The organism is Variovorax sp. GW821-FHT09B01 (genome assembly GCF_059418345.1).
This window is the reverse complement of record NZ_JBWKPQ010000010.1, coordinates 202,567-222,669: the sequence shown is the minus strand read 5'-3', so window position 1 is coordinate 222,669 and position 20,103 is coordinate 202,567. Positions and strand designations below refer to the sequence as shown.

Sequence of the window (20,103 nt, the reverse complement as noted above, 5' to 3'; positions counted from 1 at the left end):
CAGACATGCCCTTCATCACGACGCGCCGCCTCGCGGCCCTGGCCATCGCCTGCGCGGCCCTCGGCGGCTTCGCGGCCCGCGCCGACTGGGCACCGCCCGGGCCGATCCGCCTGGTCGTGCCCTATGCGCCCGGCGGCGGCACCGACGTGCTCGCGCGGCTGGTCGCCACGCAGATCGGCAGCACGCTGGGTCAGCCGCTGATCGTCGAGAACCGGCCCGGGGTCAACGGCATCCTGGGCGCCAACTACGTCTATGCCGCGCCGGCCAACGGCACCACGCTGCTGTTCGCGGCGGCCGACTTCATCTCGGTCTCGCCGCACATCTACAAGAAGGCCGTGCGTTACGACCCCGACGGCTTCCAGCCGGTGGCACTGGTCGCGAAGATGGGCTTCGTGATGGCCGCGCGGCCCGCGAGCGATACCAAGGACGTGGCCGACTTCGTGGCCCGCGCGCGCGCCAGGGAGGTCACCTATGCGCATTGGGGACCGGGCAGCATGGCGCAGATGGGCATGGAGCTGCTGCGCTCGCGCGCCGAGGGCACGAAGGCGCTGCCCGTGCCCTATGCGGGCGCCGCGCCCGTGATGTCGGCCGTGATGGCCGGCGACGTCGAGTACGGTTTCGTGCCCACGCCGCTGGCGGTCGCGAGCCGCAGCAAGCTCAAGCTGTTCGCGCTCGGCTCGCCCGAGCGCTTCGCGGGCCTGCCCGACGTGCCGACGCTCAAGGAGCTCGGCTACGCGGTCGATGCCGACACCTGGTTCGGCATCCTCGCGCCGCCGGGCACGCCCGCCGCCGTGGTCGAGGCGCTGCAGGCACAGGTCGAGAAGGTGGTGCGCGATCCGGCGGCACGCGCGCGCATGACCGACATCGGCTACACGCCCTCGAACATCGCGCCGCGCGACTTCGGCGCCTTCGTGAAGAGCGAGAACGCGCGCTGGGGCGCGGTGGTGCGCGCCGCGCGCATCCAGGTGGAGGAATAGGTGCCGCCGCGGCTCGTCCTGGTCAAGAATGGCGCCTCGATCCAAGGGCCGCGATCCGTCATGAAGCGAAAAATCCCCAGCACCGTCGCCTTGTCGCTGTTCGAGTCGGCCGCGCGCCACGAGAGTTTCGCGCGCGCCGCGGCCGAGATGTACCTGACCGAGAGCGCCGTGAGCCGGCAGATCGCCGTGCTCGAGGGCTTCCTCGGCGTGAAGCTGTTCAGCCGCGGCAAGAAGCAGGTGGTACTGACCGACGCGGGCCGGCTCTATGCGCGCAACATCCGCGGCAACCTCGACGAGATCGAGCTGCACACCAAGTCGCTGATGCAGCACAAGGGCGCGGGCGGCGTGCTCGAGCTCGCCGTGATCCCGACCTTCGCGAGCCGCTGGCTGCTGCCGCGGCTGCACGACTTCCTGCGCAAGAACCCGGGCATCACCGTCAACCTGTCGGAGCGCGCCGAGCCCTTCGCGTTCCGCGGCACCAACCTCGATGCCGCGCTGCACTTCGACGACCCGGTGTGGGACGCGGTCGAGAAGGTGCACCTGTTCGAGGAGGAGGTGGTGCCGGTGCTGAGCCCGGCCCACTTCGACCTCTCGAAGCTGAAGAAGGCCGCCGGCCTGATCGCGCTGCCGCTGCTGCACAAGCGCGTGCGGCCCGAGGCCTGGCAGCGCTGGTTCGAGGCCGCGGGCTCGACGCAGCCGGTGCCGCCGCCGGCGATGCGCTTCGAGCTCTATGCGATGGTGATCGACGCCGCGCGCGCGGGCCTGGGCGTGGGGCTGGTGCCGCGCTTCTACGTGCAGGAGGACGTGGCGCGCGGCACGCTGGCCATGCCCTTCGACATCAGCCTCAAGCACGAGAAGCGCTACTGCCTCGTGTACCCCGAGCACAAGCGCGATTCGCAGGCGGTACAGCTGTTCAGCGAGTGGGTGGTGGAGGCGGCGGCCGAATTCAGCACGGGCGCGCAGGCGGTGCGGCGGCCTAAGAAGCGCGCCTGATCGCGGCGCGCCAAAAGAAAACGGCCCCGAGGGGCCGTCTTCATCGCGTGCATGCGGCCTGCGAGAGGCCGCGGTGCATCACTTCTTCTTCGCGGCCACGGCCTTCTTGGCGGGGGCGGCAGCAGCCTTCTTCGCGACCGGCTTGGCAGCGGGCTTCGCAGCCGACTTGGCGGCGGGCTTGGCATCGGCCTTGCGCTTGGCGGCCTTCGGGTCCACGGCGGCCTTGAAGGCGGCGCCCGGCACGAACTTCGGCACCTTCTGGGCGGCGATCTTGATCTTGGTGCCGACGCTCGGGTTGAAACCGGTGCGGGCTGCGCGAGCGACTTGCTTGAAGGTGCCGAAACCGACGATCTGGACGGGGTCGCCCTTCTTCACGGCGGCGACGATGGAGCTGGTGACCGTTTCCACGATGCGCGCGGCTTCTGCCTTGCTGACGTTGTGGGTGGTGGCGATTTTCTCAACGAGTTCGATGCGGTTCAACTGAGTTCCTGATAGGTTTGATTCGTCATGTTGCCTATGACGGCGCAGCCTCGGATGCAGGCTGCAAGCGGCGTGGAGTGTATTCGAACGCGAGAGAGGGCCCGCGGTGCGAAGGGAGAGTGGGGCTTTCTCATGCACGCGCGACGCTGCGCAGCCGCAGTGCGATCAGCAGGCCCGCGAGCGCCGCGCCCGCGCCGATGAGGAACACGCCGCCATAGCCCGCGCGGTCCGCGAGCAGCCCGGCCACGGGGCCGGTGAGCCCGTAGGCCAGGTCCTGGAAGGCCGAGAAGCCGCCGAGCGCGGTGCCGCGCAGTTGCGGTGCCACCAGCCGCACCACCTCGCGGCCCATGGCTGGAAAGATCATCGAGCAGCCCAGGCCGGTGAGGAAGGCACCCGCGAGCGCGGCGACGGGGCTCGGTGCCTGCCAGATCAGCGCCTGACCGAAGGCCTCGACCGCCAGCGACACGATTGCCACCGGCAGCCCGCCGATGCGGTCGGGCAGGTGGCCGAACAGGATGCGCACCAGCACGAAGCCGCTGCCGAAGGCCGTGAGACCGAGGCCCGCATGCGACCAGTGCTGGCCGCGGAAGTGCAGCACGAAGAAGGCACCGATGGCCGCGAAGCCGATGCCCTGCAGGCACACGATCAGCCCATGCGGCCAGATGATGCTGAGCACGCTGCGCAGCGAGGGCCGGCCTGCGCCCGGCTGCACGGCCACGCCCTCGAGCCGCCACACCGCCAGCAGTCCGATGCAGGGCAGCAGCGCGCTCGCGGCCATCGCACCCGCGAAGCCGAAGCGTTCGAGCAGCGCGAGGCCGACCGGACCGCCGACCGCCAGTGCGCCGTAGATCGCGGCACCGACCAGCGCGAGCACCTGGCCCGAGCGCGCGGGACCGACGAGGCCGATGCCCCAGCCGATCACGCCGACGGCCACCAGGCTCTCGCCGAGGCCCAGCAGCAGGCGGCCCGCGACCAGCAGGCCGAAGCCGATCCACGGCGTGGGAATCCACAGACCCGCGAGCCATGCGACCAGCGCGCCCGCGACATAGAAGGCCAGCCCACGCACCACGGCGCGCTTGGGACCCTGGCGGTCCGACAGGCTGCCCGCGGTCGCGCGCGTGAGCACGGTGGCGAGGAAGGCGATGCCGACCGCGAGGCCGGCCCAGAAGTTGCCGAGGCCCAGCCGCGTCGTCACGTGGACCGGCACCACGGGCAGCGAGAGGCCGACGCAGAGGTAGGAGATGAAGAGCACCGCGGCGAGCAGCAGCAGGCGGCTTTGCGCGGAGCGGGACGGCGCGGGAATCGCCGGGGCGGAAGTGGAGGTCATGGGGAGGTCCAGGTTGTTCCTCGGACGGCCGGTGCGAAAAGGAAAACGCACCCCGGCCGCGAAGATCGCGGGGGTGCGTTGCTTGACGTCAGACGCTTACGGCCAGTGGGACTGGCGGGGAAAAAAGAATGGCTCAGCCCAGCCGCATCGAGAGTTCGACGTCGGACGCGAAAGGCACCGACAGATAGCCGGCCGCGCTCGAGCGCACGCGCGCGAGGTACTCGGGGCTGTGGTCGGCGTTGTCGGCGATCACGAGCGCGCCGGGACGCAGGCGCGCCTCGACCAGTGCCAGCACCTCGGGATAGAGCGCCTTGGCGCCGTCGAGCAGCAGCAGGTCGATGCGGTCGGGCAGGTCGCTGGCCAGCGTGCGCAGCGCATCGCCTTCGCGGACCTCGACCAGGTCGGCGAGGCCGCCGGCCGCGAGGTTCTCGCGGGCGCGTGCCACCTTCGAGGCTTCGAACTCGGTGCTCAGCAGCCGGCCGCCGCCGTTGTCGCGCAGGGCCGCGGCCAGGTGCAGGGTGGAGATGCCGAACGAGGTGCCGAACTCGACGATGCTGCGCGCGCCGTTGCCGCGCGCGAGCATGTAGAGCAGCGTGCCGGTCTCGCGCGAGACGGCGAGCGGGAAGTCCTTCAGGCGGGCGTAGAAATCGAGGTACTCGGTGCGGCTTTGCATCAGGCGCGCGAGCTCGTCGCTCGACAGGCCGGCAACGGCGGCGCTGGTGCGCGGCGAGGAGGCATCGGCCTCGGCGAACAGGCGCTCCAGCAGGGGCGCGAGCGGTGCGGTGGTCAGGGTGTTCATGGTGTTCTTCAAGAGTCGGACGGTGTGCGTCGATAATATGAAGGAAGCTTCAGATTTTCCATTCGCGTTCCGAAAGCCACGCCATGCCTACCCGCCGCAACGCCCCGCTCTCCTCTAGAAGACAGCCCCAGCAGGCCCGTTCGAGCGACCTCGTCGCGGCGATCCTCGAAGCCGCCCTTCAGGTTCTGGCCAGGGAAGGCGTGCACCGCTTCACCACCACGCGCGTGGCCGAGCGCGCCGGCGTGAGCGTGGGCTCGGTCTACCAGTACTTTCCGAACAAGGCCTCGATCCTGTTCCGGCTGCAGAGCGACGAATGGCGCCAGACCACCGAACTGCTGTGCGGCATCCTCGAGGACGTGGCGACGCCGCCGCTCGATCGCCTGCGCCGTCTGGTCCATGCCTTCGTGCGCTCGGAGTGCGAGGAGGCCGGCATGCGCACCGCCCTGCACGACGCGGCGCCGTTCTACCGCGACGCGCCCGAGGCGCAGACCGCGCGCGCCGCGGGCGAGCGCGCGATGCAGGCTTTCCTGCGCGAGGCGCTGCCCGGCTTGTCGAAGGCGCGGCGCGCGCTGGCCGGCGACCTGGTCGCCACCACCTTCGGCGCGGTCGGCAAGCAGTTCTCGGAAACGCCGCGCACCGAGGCGCAGATCAAGGCCTACTCCGAGGCGCTGGCCGACATGCTGTGCGCCTACCTGCGCAGCCTCGGCGCGGAGTAGTCGGGCCTCAAAAAAAAAGAGTCCCGACGCGGACCCCGCGGCGGGACTCTTCTTCATGCGCGAGCGCCTTACTTGTCGTGATGCAGGTAGGTGGCCTGGCGCGGCAGCAGCAGGCTGACCAGGAAGGCCACGCCCATCATCGCCGTCACGTACCAGTAGAAGTAGGACTCGTGGCCGATCGACTTCAGGCCCAGCGCCACGTACTCGGCGCTGCCGCCGAAGATGGCGTTGCCCACCGCGTACGACAGGCCCACGCCGAGCGCGCGCACCTCGGGCGGGAACATCTCGGCCTTCACGATGCCGCTGATCGAGGTGTAGAAGCTCACCACCGCCAATGCGACGGTGATCAGCACGCCGGCCATCAGCGGGCTCGCGACGTTCTGCAGGCTGCTGAGCACCGGCACCGTCATCAGCATGCCGAGCGCGCCGAACAGCAGCATGTTGCTGCGCCGGCCGATGCGGTCCGACAGCGCGCCGAACAGCGGCTGCATGCACATGTAGATGAACAGGCAGGCGGTCATCACGTTGCTGGCGGTCTTGATCGACATGCCGGCCGAGTTCACCAGGTACTTCTGCATGTAGGTGGTGAAGGTGTAGAAGATCAGCGAGCCGCCGGCCGTGTAGCCCAGCACCACGAAGAAGGCGCGCTTGTGGTGGCGGAACAGCTCGCCCATGGTGCCGGCGCCCTTGGCGGCGCGGGTCTTGGTGCTGGCGGTCTCGGTCAGCGTGCGGCGCAGCAGCAGCGCCACGATGGCCGCCACCGCACCCAGCACGAAGGGGATGCGCCAGCCCCAGGCCTTGAGCTCGGCCTCGTCGAGCACCTGCTGCAGCACCACCACGACCACCACCGCGAGCAGCTGGCCGCCGATCAGCGTGACGTACTGGAACGAGGAGAAGAAGCCGCGCTGGCCGCGCATCGCCACTTCGCTCATGTAGGTGGCGGTGGTGCCGTACTCGCCGCCGACCGACAGGCCCTGCAGCAGCCGCGCGAGCAGCAGCAGCGCGGGCGCTGCGGCGCCGATCTGCGCATAGGTCGGCAGGCAGGCGATCACCAGCGAACCCACGCACATCATCACGACCGAGGTCACCATCGAGGTCTTGCGGCCCTTGCGGTCGGCGATGCGGCCGAACAGCCAGCCGCCGATCGGGCGCATCAGGAAGCCGGCCGCGAACACGCCGGCGGTGTTCAGCAGCTGCACCGTGGGGTCGGACTTGGGGAAGAAGGCCGGCGCGAAGTAGATCGCGCAGAAGGCGTAGACGTAGAAGTCGAACCACTCCACCAGGTTGCCCGAGGAGGCGGCGAAGATGGCGAAGATGCGCTTGCGCTTCTCCTCGAAGGTGTAGGGCGTGGTGTCGGCCGGCGAGGCGCCGGCGGGGGCGCCGCCGGTGCGGGCGAGGGTGTTCATGGCGTGTCCTTGTCTCGGGTCGCGGCCGCTGGAGGCGGCCTGAATCGGTGCCCGGGGAGTCTGTCGCGGCACGCGCGCGCCGTCGTCCGTAGCCCACCGCCGCGCGGCTACGTATCGGTACGCAAGGGTTAACCCTAGGTGTAAGTCCGCGGGCTGGCGCGGCCCCGGCTACAGCCCGTGCTCGCGCAGGAAGCGGTCGAGCTGGTGGCTGTTCGCGAGGCCCAGCTTGGCGAACACGTGGGCGCGGTGGGTCTCCACCGTGCGCTGCTCGAGCGGCGCGAGCTCGAGCGCGATCTGCTTGTTCGGCTTGCCCTCGGCCACCAGCCGCGCCACCTGCATCTCGCGCGGCGTGAGCTTGTCCCACAGCGCCTGCGCGGCCTGCCGCGCCTGGCGCCTGGTGGCAATCTCGCCGGCGCGCTGCAGGGCGCGCGCGATGCTGTCGAGCAGCTGCTCGTCGTTGCAGGGCTTCTCGAGCCAGTCGAAGGCGCCGTTCTGCACCGCCTCCACCGCCATCGGGATGTCGCCGTGGCCCGAGAGGAACAGCACCACCAGCGGGCTGTCCTGCGCGCGCAGCGCGTCGAACACCTGCAGCCCGCTCATGCCGTCCATGCGCAGGTCGAGGATGGCGCAGCCCGCGCGCTGCAGGTCGGCGCCGGCCAGGAAGTCCTCGCCCGAGGCGAAGGTCTGCACCGCATAGCCGCGCGAGAGCAGCAGCAGGCCGAGCGAGCGGCGCACGGCCTCGTCGTCGTCGACCACGCAGAGGTTGTTGGCGGATGCATTCATGGGGAGGGGATCTCCAGCACGAGGGTGAATACCGTGCCACCGCCCGGACGGTGGTCGAACACCAGCCGGCCGCGGTGCGCCTCGACGATGGTGCGGCAGATGTTGAGGCCGAGCCCGAGGCCGCCGGGCTTGGTGGTGAAGAAGGGCGCGAACACCTGCTCGGCGAGCGCGTCGTCGATGCCCGTGCCGCGGTCGAGCACGCGGATCTCCATGCGGCCCTCGACCACCTCGGCCTCGAGCTCGACCACGCGCCGTTCGACCGGCGTGGCCTGCATCGCCTGCAGGCTGTTGGACAGCAGGTTCAGCAGCACCTGCTCGAGCAGCACGCGGTCGCCGCGCACCGGCGGCAGCGTGGCCGGGATGCGCACCTCGGCGCGCGACTGGCGCTGGCGCATCTCGCCCTGCAGCAGCGCGAGCGCGTTGGCGGCCAGCGCCGCCACCGCGCAGTCTTCCGTGCCCGCGGTGCGCTGGCGCACGAAGCCGCGGATGCGCCGCACGATCTCGGCACTGCGCCGCGCCTGCGCCATGGTCTCGTCGAGGCTGCTGGCCAGCAACGCCTGGTTGCCCTGCTCGGCAAAGGCCTTGGCCGCGCCCGCGAAGCTGCTCAGCGCCATCAGCGGCTGGTTGAGCTCGTGCGCCAGCGTGGAGGCCATCTCGCCCAGGCTCGCGAGCCGCTGCGCATGCTGCAGCTGCTCGTCGTTCTGGCGCTGGCGCAGCTCGGCGCGCTTCTGCTCGGTGATGTCGACCACCGAGCTCATCCAGCCCGCGTGGCCGCCGTCGGCATCGATCAGCGGCGCGGTGTAGACCATGGTGATGACCTCGCGGCCGTCGCGATGGCGCAACCGCGACTCGAAGCCCGACAGCGCGGGCTGGCCGCTCATCATGGCGTCGTAGTGGTGCCAGTGGCGCGGCACCTCGTCGGGATGCCAGTAGGGGTAGGGCGGCAGCTTGCCGAGCAGCTCGTCGGCGCCGTAGCCGGTCATCTCGCAGAAGGCCGGGTTGACGTAGGTGATGCGGCCCTCGAGGTCGCGCGCGCGCATGCCGACCAGCAGCGAATCCTCCATCGCCTTGCGGAAGGCATGGGCCTCGTCGAGCTCGTGGGTGCGCTCGCGCACGCGCAGCTCGAGCTCGCGCCGCGCATCGCGCTGCTCGGCGAAGCGGCGCTCGCGCAGCCGCCAGTAGAGGCCGCCGAGCAGCAGCACGCCGGCACCCAGCAGGCCCAGCATCCAGGTGCGCTCGCGCGCGCGCGTGACCTCGGCGTGGTCGACCATCACCGTGAGGGTCCAGCCCAGGTCGGGCAGCGGCTCGTCGATCGCGAGGAAGCTGCGCGGCTTGCCGCCGAGCGCGGTGCGCACCAGGTAGCCGGGCTCGCCGTCGCCGCGCTGCGTCTTCCAGGGCAGCGCGGGGAAGCTGGCGCGCGCACCGTACTGCTGGTCGCGCCGCAGCCGTTCGAGCTGCACCGCGTCGAGCGGCCGCGTGGCCTGGTACATCCACGCGGGCACCGAGCTCAGGAACACGATGCCGCGCGCGTCGGTCAACAGGATCGGGTCGCGCACGAAGGTCCAGGCCTCCTGCAGCGCGCGCAGGCTGACCTTGACCGTCACCACGCCGATCACCGCGCCCGCCTCCGAGCGCACCGGCGCCGAGATGAACAGGCCCGGTTCGCCGGTGGTCTGGCCCACGCCGTAGAACAGGCCGCTGCGGCCCGCGCGCGCATCGATGAAGTAGGGCCGGTTGGCGTAGGACTCGCCGACGAAGCTCTGCGGCGTGGCCCAGTTGCTGGCCGCGAGCGTGAGGCCCTGCGGGTCGATCAGGTAGAGCGCGTCGGAGCCGGCCTGCCGGTTCACCTCCTCGATGTAGAGGTTGGCGCGCTGCTTCACGGCCGCGTCGCCGGGGTGCGCGAGCGCGGCCAGTACCTCGGGATGCAGTGCCGCGGTGAACGGCAGGTAGCTGTACTTGCCGGCCGAGTCGCGCAGGCCCAGCACGTGCACTTCCATCGCGCGGCGGATCGAGTCGGCCTGGAAGCTGGCCTCGCGCGCGGCGGCCCATTGGCCGGCGGCGCCGATCAGCAGCGCCGCGAGCGCGAGCAGGCCGGCGCCGAGCAGTAGCGCGCGCCGACGGCGGCGCGGCGGCGGCGGGGAGGAAGAGGACGGGGAGGGCGGCATGGGAGCGGGAACGGCCGGCGCGGCGCAGGCGATTCTGCACCGATCGCCGCGCGGCCTTCGCGCCGGCGCCGCCCGCCGTTCAGCGCGTGCCTGTCGCGCGCGCCGCGCCCTTGGCCGCCCACTGCGCGAGCATCGCCTCGACCAGCTGCGACACCATCGCGCGCGTGTCGGACCAGGCCATGGTGCGCGTCATGCACGGAAAGGCGATGGTGCCGAACACCGAGGCCAGCAGCGTGTCGGCCGCGAGCCGCGAGGACAGCGGCGGGCGCGGCAGCGTGGCGAAGAAGGCATCGACCGTGTCGTAGTAGAGCTGCAGGCTGTCGACCACCGCGCGCGAGCGGCCGAAGGGCCGGCCCTCGCTGTCGAGCGGCGGCGGCTCGCGCAGGCTGGGCGCGGGGAAGATCTCGAGGAACTCCTCCATGTGCGCGAGCCAGTGGTCGGCGGTGGCCATGAACAGCTTGTGCACGCGCCGCGCGGGATCGCGCGTGCGCGCGATGGCCTGGCGCAGGTGCTCGGTGGCGCTGTCCATGTCGCGGCCGCGGATGTGGAAGAACAGGTCCTGCTGGTCGTGGAAGTACTGGTAGATGCTGCCCGGCGCATAGCCGGCCTCGGCCGCCACGCGCCGCAGCGACACGCCGGCCGCGCCCTCGGCCGCGAGCAGCCGCCGGCCCGCGGCGATGAAGTCCTCGCGCACCAGCGCCTTGTCTTCCTGGCTGCGCGCACGGCGGCGCAGGTCGTGCTTCGGGTCGCGCAAGGGCATGGAGCGTGGGGCCGGCGTGGGGGAGTGGAGGCGATGGACGGCCGAAGTATAGGTGGCGCTGCGGGAAAACCCGGGCTATAAATGAACGCGTTCAAATAAGAATGCGCCCATGTCCTTCCTCTCCTCCTTCGCCGATGCCGCGCCCGCGCCCTGCTGTTGCGGCGGCGCCGCTGCCGCCGCGCCGGCGCCGATGCCCGCGCCGATCGATGGCGCCTTCTCGCTGGTCGACCACTTCGGCACGCCGGTCGACCAACGCAGCTATGGCGATCGCCACCTGCTGGTGTTCTTCGGCTTCTCGCACTGCGCGGTGGTCTGCCCGCGCGAGCTCGCCAAGCTCGGCGCGGCGCTGTGGGCACTGGGCCCGCTGGCCGCACGCGTGCAGCCGCTCTACGTGAGCGTCGATCCCGCGCGCGACACGCCCGAGGTGCTGCGCGCCTGCGTGGCGCGCCATCCGGGCGGCTTCGTCGGCCTCACGGGCAGCGAGGCGCAGGTCGAGGCCGCGAAGAAGAGCTTTCGCGTGTTCGCGCGCCGCGTGCCCGACGCGGCGGCGCCCGGCGGCTACGTGGTGCCGCACACCGCGCTGGCCTACTTCATGGCGCCGGGCGGCCGCTACCTCGCGCATTTCGCCGAATCGCTCGATGCGCCCGCGGTGGCGGCGCGCATGACCGAGCTGATGCAGGGAGACACGCGATGAACAGCCCCGAAGCCTCGACGCCGCTGAGCGACCGGCAGGCCGGCCACCTGCGCCATTTCGCCAACCTCTCGCGCCAGCCGGTCAACGACTGGTCGGGCATGCAGGGCCGCGGCACCGGCCAGGACGACTTCGGCGGCTACCGCTTCCAGCTCGCCTACATGGCCTATGCGATCGCGCTCGCGCACCGCCATCGGCTGCCGGCGGCGCCCGGCGCCTTCCGGCCCGTATTCGAGCGGCTGATCGCCAAGATGCTGCTGCCCGAGGTCTGGATGTACTGGGCGCGCGTGAGCCGCGGCGGCAGCGTGTTCAACATGCACCGCTCGCACGACTACGAGGAGGACTGGAACCCGGTCGGGCGCGACAACATCATGTACAGCGCCTACGTGCAGTCGATGGCGCTGCTGCACCACTACCTGTTCGACGACGACCGCTATGCGCAGCCCGGCGCGCTGACCTTCAGCTACTGGTCCTTCTTTTGGGGCGGCAAGGAGCGCCGCTTCGAATACGACCAGCGCAGCCTCAACCAGCACGTCTACTGGCAGATGGTCGAGAGCGGCTACCTCGGCGTGGCTTGCGAGCCCAACTGCGTGTTCCAGATCTGCAACCAGCCCGCGATCCTGGGCTTTCGCCTGCACGACTTGGTGCATGGCGGCGCGATGGCGGCCGAGGTCACGACGGCCTACCAGCAGGCCTGGGAGCGCTTCGGCCGGCTCGGCGCCAACGGCCACTACCTCACGATGATGGCGCAGGACACGCAGGCGCTGCGCGACAACGCTGGACCCTCGCCCTGGGTCGATGCCTGGTGCGGCATGTTGATGAACATGTGGAACCGCGACTTCGTGCATGCGCACTATCCGGCGCAGCTCGCGGGCTGGCTGCTGCGCGGCGAGGACGGCGCCTGCTCGGTGCGCTCGGCCGAGCGGCCGCCGGTGATGGGCCAGCAGGTGGTCAACGACGATTCCGATTTCGGCTGGGCCGCGGCCTGGGCCTCGGAGATGGGCGACGCGGCCACCCTCGAGGGCTTCATGCGCCATGCCGATCGCCACATGGCGCCGAGCTGGCGCGAGGGCGGCTTCCATTTCCCGCGCAACGACCGGCTCGAGGACGCGCAGGGCCATCGCACGCTGGTCGAGCCGATGACCGGCAACGTGCTGCTGGGCTACGCGAGCCTCAACGTGCCCGACGGGCTCTGGCGCCTCTACAACCAGCCCTGGCCCGAGCACCACCATCGCCAGCCCGCGCTGGTGCGCGTGGACGATGCGGTCGATGTGCTGCAGGCGGTGTTCGACACCGAAGCGCGCGTGCTGCGCTTCGCGCTGCGCCGCTGCGAGGGCGCGCGCGGCGGCGTCGAGGTCGAGATCGGGCGGCTGGCATCGCGCGGTGCCTGGACCCTGTGGTGCGATGGCGCCGAGGTCGCGCGCGGCGAGGCGGACCGCATCGAAGGCGGCGCGGCCCTGGCGTTGCATGCGACGCCCGAGGGCTTCGCGCTGCGCTGTCCCGAGGGCGCGACCGCGGTCTTCGTGCTGGCGTTCGGCGCCGGCTGACTCAGTCGCGCGTGGGCAGCCGCGACTTGCCGTAGCCGCGGTAGCGCTGGCGCACCGTCTCCATCTCCTGCGCGTCGAGGATCACGGGCGCGCCGAGCTGCGCGCTCATCCAGTACTGGCGCGCCAGGGTCTCGAGCTTGGCGGCGTTCGCCACCGCCTTCTCGACCGTGGCCGCGTAACAGATCATCCCGTGGTTCGCGAGCAGGCAGGCGTTGCGGTTCTCGAGCGCGTCGACCGCCGATTGCGCGAGCGCATCGGTGCCGAAGGTGGCGTACTGCGCGCAGGGAATGTCGTCGCCGCCGAAGCCCGCGAGCATGTAGTGGAAGGCCGGGATCGGTCGCCGATGCGCCGACAGCGCCACGCAGGCATCCGAATGCGTGTGGACCACGGCCTCGGCCTGCGGGTAGCGGCGGTAGATGGCGGTGTGCATCGCCCATTCGCTCGAGGGGATGCCCGCGCCGCGGGTCTCGCCGTCGAGCGTGATCGACACCAGCGCCTGCGGGTCGATGGTGTCGGCGTCGGCACCCGTGGGGCTGATCAGCGCGCCGCCGTCGAAGCGGCAGCTGATGTTGCCCGCGCTGCCGCTGTTGAGGCCGAGCTGCGCGAGCCGGCGATAGCCGGCGGCCAGGGCCTGGCGCAGGGCGTCTTCGGACAGGGGGAGGGGAGACGGGGACGTGGTCATGGGCGGTTCCTTTCGCGCGTCGGCGCGGTGAAGCGAAGAAGGTGCGTTCGGTTCTTCATCGGGCCGCGTCGCTCATGCTCTGCAGCATGGGCAGCAGCATGTCGACCGGCCCCAGCTTGCCCGACTTGAGGCACAGCGCGAGCGGCGCGGCGCCGAGGGTCACCGCGCGCGCGATGCCGGGGCCGGCATAGGGGCCGACCTGCAGCCGGTCGATGGCCAGGTGCGCGAGCACCGAGCCCGAGGTCTCGCCGCCAGAGATCACGAAGCGCTTGACGCCCGCATCGCGCAGCCGCACCGCGAGCCGGCCGAGGATGTCCTCAGCCAGCGCCGCCGCCTCGTGCCGGCCGATGCGCGCCTGCACGCGCTCGATCACCGGCGCATGCGCCGAGGTCGCGATCGCGACCGGGCCCTGCGGCAGCGCCGCGAGCGCCCAGGCCAATGCCTCGCCGATCACGTCGGCACCGTCGATCGCGCGTTCGACGTCGATCCAGTGCACCGGCCGTTCGCGCTCGAAGGCGCGCAGCTGTTCGATCGAGCGGTCGGCGCAACTGCCGGCCAGCACCACGCCCGGGCCCTCGACCGCCGGCAGGCGCGGCGCGCGGTCGCCCGCTGCCAGCCAGCCATGCTCGCGCCACAGCGCGGGGTAGTAGGCACCGATCGAGGAGTTGCCGGTCATCAGCGGCCAGTCCCAGGTCAGGCCGGCGAGGGCGCGCAGGTCCTCGGGCTCGGCCGCGTCGGCGATCGCGAAGCCGGTGCCCTCGGCCTCGAGCGCGGCCACATGCGCGCGCATCGCCTCTAGGCCCGCATGCACCACCTGCTGCGGGATCAGGCCGACCTTGGTCGCGGTCTGCCGCTGCAGCGTGCGCACGAGGTTGGGATCGAGCATCGGCGTCAGCGGGTCGAAGCGCTTGGGCGATTCCGAGATCAGCATCTGGTCGGCGAACAGATGGCCCTGGAACACGCGGCGGCCGGCCTCGGGGAACGAGGGGCAGAAGGCGGTGAGCTTCGCGCCCGTGAGTTCGCGCAGCAGGTCGGCGCAGGGGCCGATGTTGCCGTCGTCGGTGGAGTCGAAGGTGGCGCAGTACTTGAAGAAGAGCTGGCGCGCACCGCGCTCCAGCAGCGCGCGCGCGCCGGCCTCGAAGGCCGCGACCGCGTCGGCCGCCGGCACCACGCGCGTCTTGCGCGCGATCACCACCGCGTCGAGTTCGTCGCCGAGTTCGGCCAGGGCTTCGGGCCGCGTCACGAAGCCGCAGCGCACGCCGTGCGCCACCAGCATCGCGGCCAGTTCCATGCCGCCGGTCAGGTCATCGGCGAGGGCGCCGAACAGTAATGCCATGGGTGTCTCCGATCGTTCTCGTGCGAGGGCGGATGCCGGGTTTGTGAGCTATTGCGCTACAGTAAATATGATATATCATGCCTCAAAACTAACGCAATGAAGGGTTCCCGAATGTCGTCCGCCGCCTCGCAGAACAGGCCGAACCAGCACGATCTCCAGCTTCGGCAGCGCGCCGCCAAGGTCGTGCCCGGCGGCATGACGGGGCACCTGAATGCGGCCTCGCTGCCCGCGGGCTATCCGCAGTTCTTCGAGCGCGGCCAGGGTTGCCGCGTCTGGGACGTCGACGGCAACGAATACATCGACTTCATGTGCAGCTGGGGCCCGAACCTGCTGGGCCACCACCATCCGGTGGTCGATGAGGCGGCCCGCAGGCAGCAGGCCCTGGGCGACTGCCTCGACGGCCCCACGGCGCGCTTCGTCGAGCTGGCCGAACGTTTCGTCGCGCGCAGCGCCCACGCCGACTGGGTGCTGTTCCAGAAGAACGGCACTGATGCCACCACCGTCTGCCTCATGGTGGCGCGCGCGGCCACCGGCAAGCGCAAGGTGCTGGTCGCGACCAAGGCCTATCACGGCGCCGATCCCTGGTGCACGCCGATCCCGCAGGGCATCACGCCCGAGGACCGCGCGCACTTGATCCACTACACGTACAACGACATCACGAGCCTCGAGGCTGCCGTTGCTCAGGCAGGCACGGACCTCGCCGCCATCGTCTGCGCGGCCTTCAAGCACGACCTGGGCATCGACCAGGAGCTGCCCACGCCCGAGTTCGCGCGCCGTGCCCGCGAACTCTGCGACCAAGCCGGCGCCGCGCTGATCCTCGACGAGGTGCGCGCGGGCTTCCGCGTGCACGCGGGCGGCAGCTGGGAGACGGTGGGCGTGCGCCCCGACCTCAGCGCCTGGAGCAAGTCGATCGCCAATGGCTACGCGCTCGCGGCCGTGACCGGCGTCGATGCGCTGCGCGAAGCGGCCACGCGCATCTACACCACGGGCTCGTTCTGGTCGGGCGGCGTGGCGATGGCCGCGGGCCTCGCGACGATCGAGGTCGCCGATGCGCAGGACGTGGTCGGTCATGTGCAGGCCATGGGCCAGCGCTTCCGCGATGGCATCGCCGCGCAGTCCGCGAGCCATGGCGTGCCGGTGCGCCAGACGGGTCCGGCCGCATTGCCGCTGATCCTGTTCGACGAGGATCCGGGCTTCGACAAGGGGGCAGTGTTCACGGTCGAGGCGCTGCGCCGCGGCGTCTACCTGCACCCGAAGCACAACATGTTCCTGTCGCTGGCACACACCGTGCAAGACATCGACATGGCCCTGCAGGCCACCGACGCGGCCTTCGCCGCCGTCGCAGCGCGCTTCGGCCGGCGCTGACGTCCCTATCTCACGCACTCCCGCACGCACCCAGAGGAATCCGCAGCATGGCATCCACGGCAACCCAACCGCCCGTTGCGGGCTCCGAACGCGTCGGCGGTGCCGGCATCGAGATCCGCGGCCTCGCCAAGCGCTTCGGCGCGGTGCGCGCGGTCGACGATGTCTCGCTGAGCGTGCAGCCCGGCGAATTCCTCGCGCTGCTCGGGCCCAGCGGCTCGGGCAAGACCTCGATCCTCATGAGCATCGCGGGCTTCGAGCTGCCCGATGCGGGCAGCATCGCCATCGACGGCCGCGACGTCACCTACCTGCCCGCGAGCCAGCGCAACCTCGGCATGGTGTTCCAGAAGTACACGCTGTTCCCGCACCTCTCGGTGCTCGACAACGTGGCCTTCGGCCTCAAGATGCGCGGCGTGGCGCGCGCCGAGCGGCACCGCCTGGCCGAGCAGGCGCTGGCCACGGTGCGGCTCGATGGCTACGGCAAGCGCATGCCGGCGCAGCTCTCGGGCGGCCAGCAGCAGCGCGTGGCGCTGGCGCGTGCCATCGTCTACAAGCCGAAGGTGCTGCTGATGGACGAGCCGCTGAGTGCGCTCGACAAGAACCTGCGCGAGGAGATGCAGCTCGAGATCAAGCGGCTGCAGTCGCAGCTCGGCATCACGGTGGTCTTCGTCACGCACGACCAGGGCGAGGCGCTGACCATGGCCGACCGCGTGGCGATCCTCAACCAGGGCCGCATCCAGCAGCTCGATGCGCCCAAGGCGCTGTACGAGCGGCCGCGCACGCGCTTCGTCGCGGGCTTCATCGGCGAGACCAACTTCATGCCGGCCGAGATCGGCCCGCTGCGCACCCAGGGCGCGCTGGTGCAACTGCCCGGCGGCGCGAGCCCGCGCGAGGTACGCACCGATGCGCTGGTGGGCCGCGTCGCCGCCGGCGGCCGTGCCGTGGCCGCGCTGCGCCCCGAGCAGATCGTGATCGGCAGCCCCGAGGACCCGGCCGCGCTGCGCGCCACCGTGAGCGGCGTGATCTACAGCGGCTCCACCGTGCTGTGCATCGCGCAGCTGTCCGACGGCACCGAGCTGCGCGCGCGGCTGCCCGACCCGAGCCGCGTCGCGCTCGCGGCCGGCGACCGCGTCGGCCTGCTGTGGCCGGCCGATGCGCTGCGCATCTATGGCGAAGAGGTGGCCGCGGCATGAGCACCGCGACCGCGCCCGCCATTGCGGCCTCGCCCTCGGCGTTCTCGCGCCTGTGGCTCGGCGGCCGGCAGCTCAGCGTGGCGGCCTCGGCCGTGCTGCTCGCGCCCTTCTTCGCGCTGCTGCTGCTGGTGTTCGTCTATCCGCTGCTGAGCCTGCTGTCGCTCAGCGTGCTCGAACCGCATCCCACGCTCGCGAACTACGCGCGCGTGTTCGACAACCCGGTCTACGTGCGCGTGATGCTGCGCACCGGCTGGATCAGCCTGCTGACCACCGTGCTGGCGCTGGTGCTGGGCTTTCCGATCGCCTACATGATGACGCGCGTGAAGGGCGCGGTGGCCGCGCTGCTCACGGCCTGCGTGCTGCTGCCGCTGTGGTCCAGCGTGCTGGTGCGCACGGCGGCCTGGATCGTGCTGCTGCGCCGCGACGGCATCGTCAACAACGCGCTGCAGTGGCTGGGCCTCACGGGCGAGCCCGTGAAGCTGCTCTACACCGAGGGCGCGGTGGTGCTCGCGATGGCGCATGTGCTGCTGCCCTTTTTGATCCTGCCGATCTACTCGGCGCTCAAGAACATTCCCGACGACTACATGCGCGCGGCCGCCATGCTCGGCGCCAACCGCCGGCGCGCCTTCTTCGAGGTGCTGCTGCCGATGAGCCGCGCGGGCGTGTGGAGCGGCTGCCTGATGGTGTTCCTCTCGGCGCTGGGCTTCTTCGTCACGCCGGCGCTGGTCGGCAGCCCGCAGGAGCTGATGATCGCCACGCTGGTCTCGCAGCAGGTGCGCGAGATGCTCGACTGGCCCTTCGCGGCCGCGCTGATCGGCGTGCTGATGGTGGTGGTGGCCACGCTCACCATGGTCTTCAACAAGGCCGTGAGCTTCAACCGGCTGATCGGAGGCGGCGCATGAGCAAGAACGAGAACACCGTGCGCCACCGGGCGCCCTTCGACCTGGGCGCCTTCTCGTTGCGCGCCTACGTCTGGCTGGTGGTGCTGTTCATCATGGTGCCCACGCTGATCATCGTGCCGATGTCCTTCAGCCCGGCCGACTTCCTCGAGTTCCCGCCCAGCGGCTTCACGCTGCACTGGTACCAGGAGTTCTTCGGCGATCCGCAGTGGCAGAAGGCGGCGCTGCTGAGCCTGCAGGTGGCCGCGCTGACCATGGTCTGCTCGGTGGTCATCGGCACCATGGTGTCGTACGCCATCGTGCGCGGCACCGAGCGCTTCCGCTCGGCCACGCAGCTGATGGTGATCGGCCCGGTGATCGCGCCGCACATCGCGGTGGCCGTGGCCTGCTACCTGTTCTACCAGCGCCTGGGCGTGGTCGGTTCGCTGGCCGGCTTCGTGGCGGCGCACACGGTGCTGGCGCTGCCCTTCGTGGTGTTCACCGTCTCGGCCGCGCTGTCGCGCGTCGACCCCGACCTCGAGTCGGCCGCCATGAGCTGCGGCGCGAGCCGCGCGCGCGCCTTCTTCCACGTGACGCTGCCGCTGATCGTGCCGGGCCTGCTGAGCGGCGCGCTGTTCGCCTTCATCATTTCCTTCGACGAGCCCGTGGTCTCGTTCTTCGTCTCGAGCGTGCGCCAGCGCACCTTGCCGCGGCGCATGTTCGAGGACATCGAGCAGAACCTCACGCCCGTGATCCCGGCCATCGCCACCCTGCTCACGCTGCTGTCGATCGCGGTGCTGATCGCCGTGGCGCTGCTGCGCGTGCTCGAGCGCCGGCGCCGCGCCGAATGAGCGCGCCCCCCCGTTTTTTCCTGGTCCTCACTCACAAGGAGTTCGCGATGATGAAATGTCTGGCTCGAAGCAAGGGTGCAGCCCTCGCGCTGCTCGCCTGCGCGGCGTTCACCGGCGCCTCGGCGCAGGGGCTCGAGAAGGAACTGGTGATCGCCACCACCGGCGGCCTGATGGAGAAGACGCTGGTGCAGTACTTCTACACCCCGTTCTCCAAGGCCAAGGGCGTGGAGGTGGTGCCCGCCGCCATCGAGGTGCCCGACCAGTGGGCCAAGGTGCAGGCCATGTCGCGCAGCGGCGGCATGGAGTTCGACATCGTGACCGCCACCCCGCCCGACCTGGTGCAGAAGAAGGAACTGCTGCAGGCCATCGACTGCAGCAAGCTGCCCAACGTCACCGCCAACGGCGTCAAGGGCGCCTGCACCACCTACGGCGTGATGCGCACCGTGGGCGGCATGCAGATCGGCTACAGCACCGAGGCCTTCAAGGGCGCCAACGTGCCCAAGACCTGGGCCGACTTCTGGGACACGGCCAAGTTCCCCGGCCCGCGCGGCCTGCCCGACACCGGCGACCGCGAATGGTGGGTGCCGGTGGCGGCGCTGCTGGCCGACGGCGTCGCGCCCGACAAGCTGTTCCCGCTCGACCTCGACCGCGCCTACAAGAAGCTCGACAAGCTGCGCCCCAACGTCGCGGTCTGGTGGAAGAGCGGCGACCAGCTGCAGCAGATCATGCGCAACAAGGAAGTGGTCATGAGCATGGGCTACTCGGGCCGCCTGATCTCGCTGATGAACGCCAAGGTGCCGATCGCCGTGTCGTGGGACGGCGCCGTGCGCGACGTCGGCTACATGTCGATCCCCAAGGGCGCGCCGCACCCGAAGGCGGCCATGGCCTACCTCGACTTCTTCTATGCCTCGGCGCCCGAGCAGCACGTGAACTTCGTCAATGCCGTGAACTACGACACCGGCAACGGCAAGACCGCGAGCCTGTTCCCGCCCGAGCGCCGCGCCATGCTCGCGACCTCGGCCGAGAACTTCGACAAGCTGATCGTGGCCGACTACGAGTGGATCGGCAACAACCGCCAGATGCTGCGCGACCGCTGGATCGCCTGGCTGGGACGCTGATCCCGATCGCATGAGTGCCGCTCGCGGGGCCACGGCAGG

Annotated in this window: 19 protein-coding genes; 10 read left to right on the top strand and 9 right to left on the bottom strand. The window is 70.7% G+C overall.

Features of this window, described 5'->3' with window-relative positions; genetic code table 11:
- Positions 1-5: 5 nt before the first annotated feature.
- A complete protein-coding gene (locus AC07RV_RS26150) occupies positions 6-977 on the top strand; it encodes a Bug family tripartite tricarboxylate transporter substrate binding protein (RefSeq protein ID WP_296785377.1) in 972 nt (323 codons plus the stop codon).
- A gap of 60 nt (positions 978-1,037) precedes the next feature.
- The gene (locus AC07RV_RS26145; protein WP_296785380.1) at positions 1,038-1,970 is read left to right on the top strand and encodes a LysR substrate-binding domain-containing protein; all 933 of its coding nucleotides are present in this window, start codon (positions 1,038-1,040) and stop codon (positions 1,968-1,970) included.
- A gap of 78 nt (positions 1,971-2,048) precedes the next feature.
- Here AC07RV_RS26145 and AC07RV_RS26140 read toward each other — a convergent pair whose 3' ends face one another.
- From AC07RV_RS26140 to AC07RV_RS26130, 3 genes are all read right to left on the bottom strand, one after another.
- Positions 2,049-2,450, bottom strand: coding sequence for an HU family DNA-binding protein (locus tag AC07RV_RS26140; RefSeq protein ID WP_093341107.1), 402 nt, complete (start codon positions 2,448-2,450; stop codon positions 2,049-2,051).
- Positions 2,451-2,580: 130 nt separating this feature from the next.
- Positions 2,581-3,777: an arabinose transporter gene (locus tag AC07RV_RS26135; protein WP_296785384.1), complete on the bottom strand. Its 1,197-nt coding sequence runs from the start codon at positions 3,775-3,777 to the stop codon at positions 2,581-2,583.
- Positions 3,778-3,910: 133 nt separating this feature from the next.
- A complete protein-coding gene (locus AC07RV_RS26130; RefSeq protein WP_296785387.1) occupies positions 3,911-4,576 on the bottom strand; it encodes an O-methyltransferase in 666 nt (221 codons plus the stop codon).
- Between the two features lie 83 nt (positions 4,577-4,659).
- Between AC07RV_RS26130 and AC07RV_RS26125 the strand changes: the two genes are divergently transcribed.
- Positions 4,660-5,292, top strand: coding sequence for a TetR/AcrR family transcriptional regulator (locus AC07RV_RS26125; RefSeq protein ID WP_296785390.1), 633 nt, complete (start codon positions 4,660-4,662; stop codon positions 5,290-5,292).
- 68 nt (positions 5,293-5,360) lie between these two features.
- Here the strand turns inward: AC07RV_RS26125 and AC07RV_RS26120 are convergent, their stop codons facing one another.
- The 4 genes from AC07RV_RS26120 to AC07RV_RS26105 form a co-directional block, all read right to left on the bottom strand.
- Positions 5,361-6,698, bottom strand: coding sequence for an MFS family transporter (locus tag AC07RV_RS26120; protein ID WP_057591388.1), 1,338 nt, complete (start codon positions 6,696-6,698; stop codon positions 5,361-5,363).
- A 168-nt stretch (positions 6,699-6,866) separates the two neighbouring features.
- Positions 6,867-7,481, bottom strand: coding sequence for a response regulator transcription factor (locus AC07RV_RS26115; protein ID WP_296785394.1), 615 nt, complete (start codon positions 7,479-7,481; stop codon positions 6,867-6,869).
- Positions 7,478-9,646 (bottom strand): sensor histidine kinase, encoded by a 2,169-nt coding sequence (locus AC07RV_RS26110; RefSeq protein WP_296785396.1) that lies wholly within the window; start codon positions 9,644-9,646, stop codon positions 7,478-7,480. The genes AC07RV_RS26115 and AC07RV_RS26110 overlap by 4 nt, the downstream gene beginning before the upstream one ends.
- A 79-nt stretch (positions 9,647-9,725) precedes the next feature.
- The gene (locus AC07RV_RS26105; protein ID WP_296785399.1) at positions 9,726-10,406 is read right to left on the bottom strand and encodes a TetR/AcrR family transcriptional regulator; all 681 of its coding nucleotides are present in this window, start codon (positions 10,404-10,406) and stop codon (positions 9,726-9,728) included.
- A 109-nt stretch (positions 10,407-10,515) separates the two neighbouring features.
- On the opposite strand from AC07RV_RS26105, the gene AC07RV_RS26100 reads away from it, so the two are divergent.
- Both AC07RV_RS26100 and AC07RV_RS26095 read left to right on the top strand, forming a co-directional pair.
- Positions 10,516-11,100 (top strand): SCO family protein, encoded by a 585-nt coding sequence (locus tag AC07RV_RS26100; protein WP_296785401.1) that lies wholly within the window; start codon positions 10,516-10,518, stop codon positions 11,098-11,100.
- Positions 11,097-12,644 carry a linalool dehydratase/isomerase domain-containing protein gene (locus AC07RV_RS26095; protein ID WP_296785404.1) on the top strand — a complete coding sequence of 516 codons (1,548 nt, stop codon included), beginning with the start codon at positions 11,097-11,099 and terminating at the stop codon, positions 12,642-12,644. The genes AC07RV_RS26100 and AC07RV_RS26095 overlap by 4 nt, the downstream gene beginning before the upstream one ends.
- Before the next feature lies 1 nt (position 12,645).
- On the opposite strand, the gene AC07RV_RS26090 is transcribed toward AC07RV_RS26095, so the two are convergent.
- Positions 12,646-13,326, bottom strand: coding sequence for a class II aldolase/adducin family protein (locus AC07RV_RS26090; RefSeq protein ID WP_296785406.1), 681 nt, complete (start codon positions 13,324-13,326; stop codon positions 12,646-12,648).
- A gap of 55 nt (positions 13,327-13,381) precedes the next feature.
- Positions 13,382-14,662, bottom strand: a complete 1,281-nt coding sequence (gene otnK / locus AC07RV_RS26085; protein ID WP_296785409.1) for a 3-oxo-tetronate kinase — start codon at positions 14,660-14,662, stop codon at positions 13,382-13,384.
- Between the two features lie 111 nt (positions 14,663-14,773).
- Here otnK and AC07RV_RS26080 point away from each other — a divergent pair, with 111 nt between their 5' ends.
- The 5 genes from AC07RV_RS26080 to AC07RV_RS26060 are packed head-to-tail and all read left to right on the top strand — an operon-like array spanning position 14,774 to position 20,064.
- On the top strand, positions 14,774-16,027 hold the full coding sequence (locus tag AC07RV_RS26080) for an aminotransferase class III-fold pyridoxal phosphate-dependent enzyme (protein WP_296785411.1): 1,254 nt from the start codon (positions 14,774-14,776) through the stop codon (positions 16,025-16,027).
- A 47-nt stretch (positions 16,028-16,074) separates the two neighbouring features.
- Entirely contained in the window at positions 16,075-17,217 is a 1,143-nt protein-coding gene (locus AC07RV_RS26075; RefSeq protein WP_296785413.1) for an ABC transporter ATP-binding protein, read from the top strand.
- Positions 17,214-18,119 carry an ABC transporter permease gene (locus AC07RV_RS26070; protein WP_296785415.1) on the top strand — a complete coding sequence of 302 codons (906 nt, stop codon included), beginning with the start codon at positions 17,214-17,216 and terminating at the stop codon, positions 18,117-18,119. Before AC07RV_RS26075 ends, AC07RV_RS26070 begins: the two co-directional genes overlap by 4 nt.
- Positions 18,116-18,946 (top strand): ABC transporter permease, encoded by an 831-nt coding sequence (locus tag AC07RV_RS26065; protein WP_203202689.1) that lies wholly within the window; start codon positions 18,116-18,118, stop codon positions 18,944-18,946. The genes AC07RV_RS26070 and AC07RV_RS26065 overlap by 4 nt, the downstream gene beginning before the upstream one ends.
- 47 nt (positions 18,947-18,993) lie before the next feature.
- Positions 18,994-20,064: an extracellular solute-binding protein gene (locus AC07RV_RS26060; RefSeq protein WP_093341086.1), complete on the top strand. Its 1,071-nt coding sequence runs from the start codon at positions 18,994-18,996 to the stop codon at positions 20,062-20,064.
- Positions 20,065-20,103 lie beyond the last annotated feature (39 nt).